Origin of the sequence: Streptomyces prasinopilosus, from assembly GCF_001419695.1 — a bacterium.
Lineage (GTDB): Bacteria > Actinomycetota > Actinomycetes > Streptomycetales > Streptomycetaceae > Streptomyces > Streptomyces prasinopilosus.
On sequence record NZ_LIRG01000672.1, the window covers coordinates 1 to 6,455 of the forward strand.

The window sequence follows — 6,455 nt, forward strand, 5'->3', positions numbered from 1 at the left end:
CTGGGCGTTCGCCGAGCGCAGCTCGTCGTTCGCCCACCGCGCCAGTGCCTCGTGCACCAGCGGGTCCAGCCGCAGCAGCACCTGCTTGCGCTGCTGCGGCCCGCGCCGAGGGGTCTGGCCCCCGGGGCCGGACGGGGCGGTCACTGGTAGAGGGTCCCGGTGTTGAGGACCGGCTGCGCGGCGCGGTCACCGCACAGGACCACCATCAGGTTGGACACCATCGCGGCCTTGCGCTCGGGGTCCAGCTCCACGATGTCCTGCTCGGCGATCCGGGCCAGCGCGGTCTCGACCATGCCCACGGCGCCCTCCACGATCAGCTGCCGGGCCGCCACGACCGCACCCGCCTGCTGCCGCTGGAGCATCGCGGAGGCGATCTCGGGGGCGTAGGCGAGGTGGGTGAAGCGGGACTCGATGATGTCGACGCCGGCCGCGTCCACCCGGGCGCGCAGTTCGACCGCGAGCTTCTCGGTGATCTCCTCGGCGTTGCCGCGCAGCGAGAGGCCGTCCTCCTCGTGGGCGTCGTAGGGGTACTCGATGGCGATGTGCCGGACGGCGGCCTCGGTCTGGGTGGAGACGAACTCGACGTAGTCGTCCACCTCGAAGGTGGCCTGGGCGGTGTCCGCCACCCGCCACACCACGACCGAGGCCAGCTCGATCGGGTTGCCGTAGGCGTCGTTCACCTTGAGGACCGCGGTCTCGTGGTTGCGGACCCGGGTCGAGATCTTGGTGCGCGAGGTGAAGGGGTTCACCCAGCGCAGGCCGTCCTGCCGGATCGTGCCCCGGTAGCGGCCGAAGAGCTGGACCACCCGGGCCTCACCCGGCGCCACCATGTTCAGCCCGCACATGGCGAGGAACGCGGCGACGGCGATCAGGACGCCGAGGACGATCAGCAATGCCTTCCCCGCGTTCCCGCTGACCGCGGTGGCACTGATGGTCATCCCGACGCCGAGCAGCAGTCCGGCCAGACCGAGCACCAGGGCCAGCCCGCCGCCGATGCTGTGCGCCGTCGTCTCCTGCACGCGCGGGGCCGGCATCTCGGGGACGTCGGCCGTGACCGGCGCCGCCTGCGTGTCGTGTGTGGACATCGATGATCCCCCGCCTCTCGCGGCGCCGCGCGGATGATGCGTCCCGCTAGCGCCTGTCTATCCAAGTGATATCACTTTAACAGCCCGCGGCAACCATGGACAGGTTTCGCACGTCGGTTCTGGTGGGGTGAGGGGAGGTTCCGGCGGGACAGGTGCTGATTGTCACGCCCGTAAAGGCCGGATCGGCAGCTGTTTGTCATAGCTTCCGGTGTTAGCTTGCTGAGTTGACCTGATCGGCGAACCCCTGTGCTTCGCCGGTACACACGAGCGAAGCGGAGCAGAGCGGACCCATGGGACGAGCGGAAGAACGACGCGCACGGCAGCGCGGGGGGCACCGTGCGGCATCCGGGGGCCGTTCGTCGGACGGGAACGGCCGGGGCCGGATACGCCGCCTCTTCACCTGGAAGAAGATCCTCGGCACGGCCTTCGGCCTCTGCCTGCTCGGCATGGGCGCCTTCATCGTGCTGTACATGCTGATCGACATCCCCGAGGGGAACGCCGACGCCCAGCAGCAGAGCAACGTCTACAAGTACAGCGACGGCTCGGTCATGGCCCGCGACGGCGAGATCAACCGTGAGGTCGTCGACCTGGCGCAGGTCCCCAAGCCGGTCCAGCGGGCGTTCGTCGCCGCCGAGAACAAGTCGTTCTACAACGACGCCGGCGTCGACCTCAAGGGCACGGCGCGCGGTCTGCTCAACACCCTCTCGGGCAAGGGCGCGCAGGGCGGTTCGACGATCACCCAGCAGTACGTGAAGAACTACTACCTGACCCAGGAGCAGACGGTCTCGCGCAAGCTCCAGGAGCTCGTCATCTCCCTGAAGCTGGACCAGGAGAAGTCCAAGGACTACATCCTCGCCGGCTACATGAACACCAGCTACTACGGCCGCGGCGCCTACGGAGTCCAGGCCGCGGCCCAGGCCTACTACCGCGTCGACGCCGAGGACCTGTCCGTCGAACAGGGCGCCTACCTCGCCGCGCTCCTCCAGGCGCCGAGCCAGTACGACTGGGCGGTGGCCTCGGACACCGGCAAGAAGCTCGTCAAGAACCGCTGGAACTACGTCCTGGACAACATGGTCGGACAGAAGTGGCTGGACGCCGCCGAGCGGTCCGGCATGAAGTTCCCGGTGCCGAAGGACCCCCGGGGCAACCCCGGCCAGGCCGGCCAGATCGGCTACCTGGTGACCGAGGCCAACGCCGCGCTGAAGCGCCGGCTGGTCGAGGAGGGCACCGCCGCGGACGCCAAGGAGGCCGACGCCCTGGTCGACCTCGGCGGCTGGACCGTCACCCTCAACATCGACAAGAAGAAGCAGAAGGCGCTGGAGACGGCGGTCAGGACCCAGCTGACCGACAAGCTGGACCCGAAGGAACGCAAGGTCGACGCCGACATCCAGGCCGGTGCCGTCTCCGTGGACCCGAAGACCGGCGCGGTCGTGGCGCTGTACGGCGGCGTGGACTACCTCAAGCACTTCACGAACAACGCCACCCGCGCCGACTACCAGCCCGCCTCCACCTTCAAGCCGGTCATCCTGGCCGCCGCCGTCGAGGAGGGGGCCGAGACCCAGGACGGCCGGCCGATCGCGGCCGGCACGGTCTACGACGGCACCAGCGAGCGCCCCGTCGTGGACAACGGCACGGAGGTCGGCTTCGCCCCGGAGAACGAGGACGACGCGGACTACGGCGACATCACCGTCCAGACCGCCATGAACAAGTCCGTCAACTCCGTCTTCGCGCAGATGGGCGTCGACGTCGGGATGAAGAAGGTGATGGAGACCGCGGGCAGGCTCGGCATGGACGTCGAGGACCTGGAGGCGGTGCCCGCGCAGACCCTGGGCTCCATGGGCGCGAGCCCGATGGACATGGCCGCCGTCTACGCCACCCTCGACAACCACGGCAAGCGGACCACCCCGGCCATCATCAAGTCGGCCGAGCACCTCAACCGCACCGTCACCGTCCCGGACGCGGTCGGCGAGCAGGTCATCAGCCGCGAGGCCGCCGACACGGTGACCTCCATCCTGACCGGCGTGGTCGACGACGGCACCGCCCGCACGGCGGTCCGCGACAACCCGCTGCGCGGCGGCCAGCAGGTCGCCGGCAAGACGGGCACCTCCGACAACAACAAGTCGGCCTGGTTCGCCGGCTACACCCCCGACCTGGTCACCACGGTCGGCCTGTTCGGCGAGGACGACAAGCCCCCGCACCCGCAGGTCGAGATGTACGGCGCGGGCGGCCAGCCCCGGGTCAACGGCGGCGGCTTCCCGGCGCAGATCTGGTCCGCGTACACCTTCGGCGTGATGGAGAAGGCCAGCAGGTTCGACCTGGAGACCGACCAGGGCGCGGCCGTCGTCCCGCCCCCGTCCTCGTCGGCGCCCGCGTCGCCGTCCTCGTCGCCGTCCGAGGAGCCGACGACCGAGGAACCGACCTCGCAGGCTCCGACCACCGAGGAACCGACCGAGGAACCGACGACGACCGAGCCCACCACCGGGGAACCGACGACCACGGCACCGGCGGAGCCGACCTTCACCCCGCCCACCATCGAGGTTCCGACCGGCCCGGACGAGACCGGGGGCGACGAGGAGCGGCAGGGGCAGCAGAAGCAGTAGGGGAGGCGAACGGCGTGGGGGGCGCCCGGTGACGGGACCGGGCGCCCCCCACCCCGTCCCGCCGGCACCCTCCGGGCACCGCGGCCCGGGCACCGTGACGCGGACGCCGCGGCTCAGTTGCCGTGGTTCAGCTCGAACCACACCACCTTGCCCGTGCTCAGCCGGGTCGCGCCCCAGCGGCGGGCCAGCCGGTTGACCAGGTAGAGGCCGCGACCGCCCTCGTCCGTGGCGCGGGCCTGGCGCAGCCGCGGGAGCTGGGGCACGTCGTCACCGACCTCGCAGCGCAGGACGTCCGTGCGCAGCAGCCGCAGGGTGACCGGGCGGGAGGCGTACCGCACCGCGTTGGTGACCACCTCGCTGACCAGCAGCTCCACCGAGTCGCTCAGGTCCTCCAGGCCCCACCGGGACAGCGCCTTGCGGGCCAGCCGGCGGGCCCGGCCGGGAGCGGCGTCCTCCGGCTCGAGGAACCAGTACGCCACGTCGTTCGGCGCGATCCCGTCGAAGCGGGCGGCGAGCAGCGCGATGTCGTCGTCCCGGTCGCCCGGACCGAGCATGTCGAGCACCTCGTCGCACAGCGCCTCCAGCGGCGGCGGATGGTCCGGGCCGGTCAGCTGCGCGGTCGCGGCGAGCCTGTCGCGCAGCTGGTCGATGCCCGTCCACACGTCCCGCAGCCGGGACTCGACCAGGCCGTCCGTGTAGAGCAGCAGCGTCGCCCCGGCGGGCGCGTCCAGCTCGACCGCCTCGAAGTCCACGCCGCCCACGCCGATCGGGGCGCCCGCGGGCACCCGCAGCACCTCGGCCCGCCCGCCGATGGGCAGCAGGATGGGCGGCGGATGACCGGCGTTGGCGATGGTGATGCGGTGCGCGACCGGGTCGTACACCGCGTACAGGCAGGTCGCCATGCGGTCCGCGCCGAGCCGCTGCGCCTGCTCGTCCAGGTGGTGCAGCACCTCCTGCGGCGGCAGGTCGAGCCCGGCCAGGGTCTGGGCGGTGGTGCGCAGCTGCCCCATGATCGCGGCGGAGGTCATGGAGTGCCCCATGACGTCGCCGACGACCAGCGCGACCCTGCTGCCGGGCAGCGGGATGGCGTCGTACCAGTCACCGCCCACGCGCGCGGTCTCGGCGGCCGGCAGGTAGCGGGAGGCCAGCCGCACACCGGTGCAGCGCGGCAGGTTCTCCGGCAGCATGGTCCGCTGCAGCTCGTCCGCGATGTACGCCTCCCGCCCGTACAGCACCGCCTTGTCGATGCCGAGGGCGCTGTGCGTGGCGAGCTGGGCGGCCACCAGCAGGTCGTCGGCCTCGAAGGCGATGCGGTCGGGGCCGCGCAGGAACAGGGCCGCGCCGATCACCCGGCGCCGGCCGCGCAGCGGCGCGAGGATCGCCCGCTGACCGTCGGGGACGGCCGACTCGGCGCCCTCGCCGAGGAGTTCGGGCAGCGCGGCGCGCGCGGCGGGCGCGTCCGTGAACACCGGCCGTACGCCGCGCAGCACTTCGGCGAGCGCGCTGCCGGGCCGCACCGTGCACCGCTCCGAGCCGAGGGAGTCCAGCTCGGAGGGCGCGGGCGCGGCGGCCGGCACGAAACCGCCCTCGGTGTCGCGCTCGGCCGGGATCCGGTCGCTGCGCCGCAGCCGCAGCACCAGCGGGCCGGTGGGCCGCTCGTCGCCGACCGGCAGCGGTTCGCGCAGGTAGACCAGGATGGTGTCGGCGAAGGTGGGCACGGTGGCCCGGCACAGGCCCATCACGATCTCTTCGAGATCGATGCCGCGGGCGATCCGCCGGGTCGCGGCGCCGACGAACCTCAGCCGGTCCCCGTCCCGCCGCATCGGGGTGGGCTTCCCGGGCGGGGTGATCTGGCCGGTGCGGCGCTCGGGGCCCTCGGGGACGGGTGCGGAGCGGTCCTGGGACCCGCGGTCCCGGTCCGTCCGGTCCTGGTCGCCGGGCTTCCGGTCCGCCTGCTCCTCGGGCGCACCGCGGGGGGCCGGAGGAGCCGCCGCCGAATGGTCCGCTGCCGGGTGGTCCGCTGCCGGGTGGTCGTGCACGTCGGGTTTCCGTCCTCCGGCCGGCTGGAGCGGTATGCCCTCCGCCGCGGGCCGAGGTCGATGGGTGTCGGGTCCGGACTCCTGTCCGGCGTGCGGCTGGGAGTGCTCGGCGCCGTGGCCGGCCGTGTCCGACGCCGCCGAGGACGCCGACGGGGCCGGGCCGGGCCCGTGGGCCGGGGCAGGCGGGAACGCCCCGGGGGCGTCCGCGGGGGTGGCGCCCGGATCCGGGCGCTCGCAGGAGGTCGGCTGCTCCGTCACGCGTGTCGAGTCCATCCGTCCGGGGCCGCGGCCCGTTCCTCGTGTGGGCGTGGGGCCGGGGACGCACACCGTGCACACCGTACGTCCCGCCGGAACTCCGATACCCGAAACGCGTGCCCCCGGAACAAAATCCCCGCGTGGTGAGCGCTTGCTCCTGTGCCGCCTGCCGGCCGTCCCCGGTTCGCACCGGTGGTGCCGTACCCCTCGCTCACGTCCTGCCGCCCCTCGGTGACGTTCGGTCAAGCCCAGCGCGTGTTCCGGGAGTTGTCGTCACCCGGTGTCTTGCGGAGGACGATCCTACGTTTCCTGCCCCGGGGTGCATCAAGAGTCTCATGACGACAGATGCGCGGGCGTGCGGTCCCAGTCCGGTGGCAGTGAAGGTACCGTCCAGGCCGGGTCGGGACGCCAGTTCTGCCAGCCGTCCGAGAACGGGGCCCCCCACCGGGAGATCACGGCCACCGCGTCCCGGCCCG

General features: G+C 72.5%; 4 protein-coding genes and 1 pseudogene. 1 reads left to right on the plus strand and 4 read right to left on the minus strand.

The window, feature by feature from the left end; all coding sequences use genetic code 11:
* Together AOK18_RS35565 and AOK18_RS24275 are read right to left on the minus strand one after the other, a co-directional pair.
* Positions 1-144, minus strand: a 144-nt coding sequence (locus AOK18_RS35565; RefSeq protein WP_478078852.1) for a type II toxin-antitoxin system antitoxin, incomplete at its 3' end; no start/stop codon positions are given.
* Entirely contained in the window at positions 141-1,085 is a 945-nt protein-coding gene (locus AOK18_RS24275; protein WP_055695713.1) for an SPFH domain-containing protein, read from the minus strand. The genes AOK18_RS24275 and AOK18_RS35565, both read right to left, overlap by 4 nt.
* 290 nt (positions 1,086-1,375) lie before the next feature.
* On the opposite strand from AOK18_RS24275, the gene AOK18_RS24280 reads away from it, so the two are divergent.
* The gene (locus AOK18_RS24280; protein ID WP_055695714.1) at positions 1,376-3,685 is read left to right on the plus strand and encodes a transglycosylase domain-containing protein; all 2,310 of its coding nucleotides are present in this window, start codon (positions 1,376-1,378) and stop codon (positions 3,683-3,685) included.
* Positions 3,686-3,798: 113 nt separating this feature from the next.
* Here AOK18_RS24280 and AOK18_RS24285 read toward each other — a convergent pair whose 3' ends face one another.
* Together AOK18_RS24285 and AOK18_RS34645 are read right to left on the minus strand one after the other, a co-directional pair.
* The gene (locus tag AOK18_RS24285; RefSeq protein ID WP_099048937.1) at positions 3,799-5,982 is read right to left on the minus strand and encodes an ATP-binding SpoIIE family protein phosphatase; all 2,184 of its coding nucleotides are present in this window, start codon (positions 5,980-5,982) and stop codon (positions 3,799-3,801) included.
* A gap of 330 nt (positions 5,983-6,312) precedes the next feature.
* A pseudogene (locus AOK18_RS34645) lies at positions 6,313-6,455 on the minus strand (DUF402 domain-containing protein); the annotation flags it as partial.

Coding starts and splice junctions, on each gene's coding strand:
- AOK18_RS24275 (WP_055695713.1), bottom strand. CDS start 1,085: ATGTCCACACACGACACGCAGGCGGCGCCGGTCACGGCCGACGTCCCC.
- AOK18_RS24280 (WP_055695714.1), top strand. CDS start 1,376: ATGGGACGAGCGGAAGAACGACGCGCACGGCAGCGCGGGGGGCACCGT.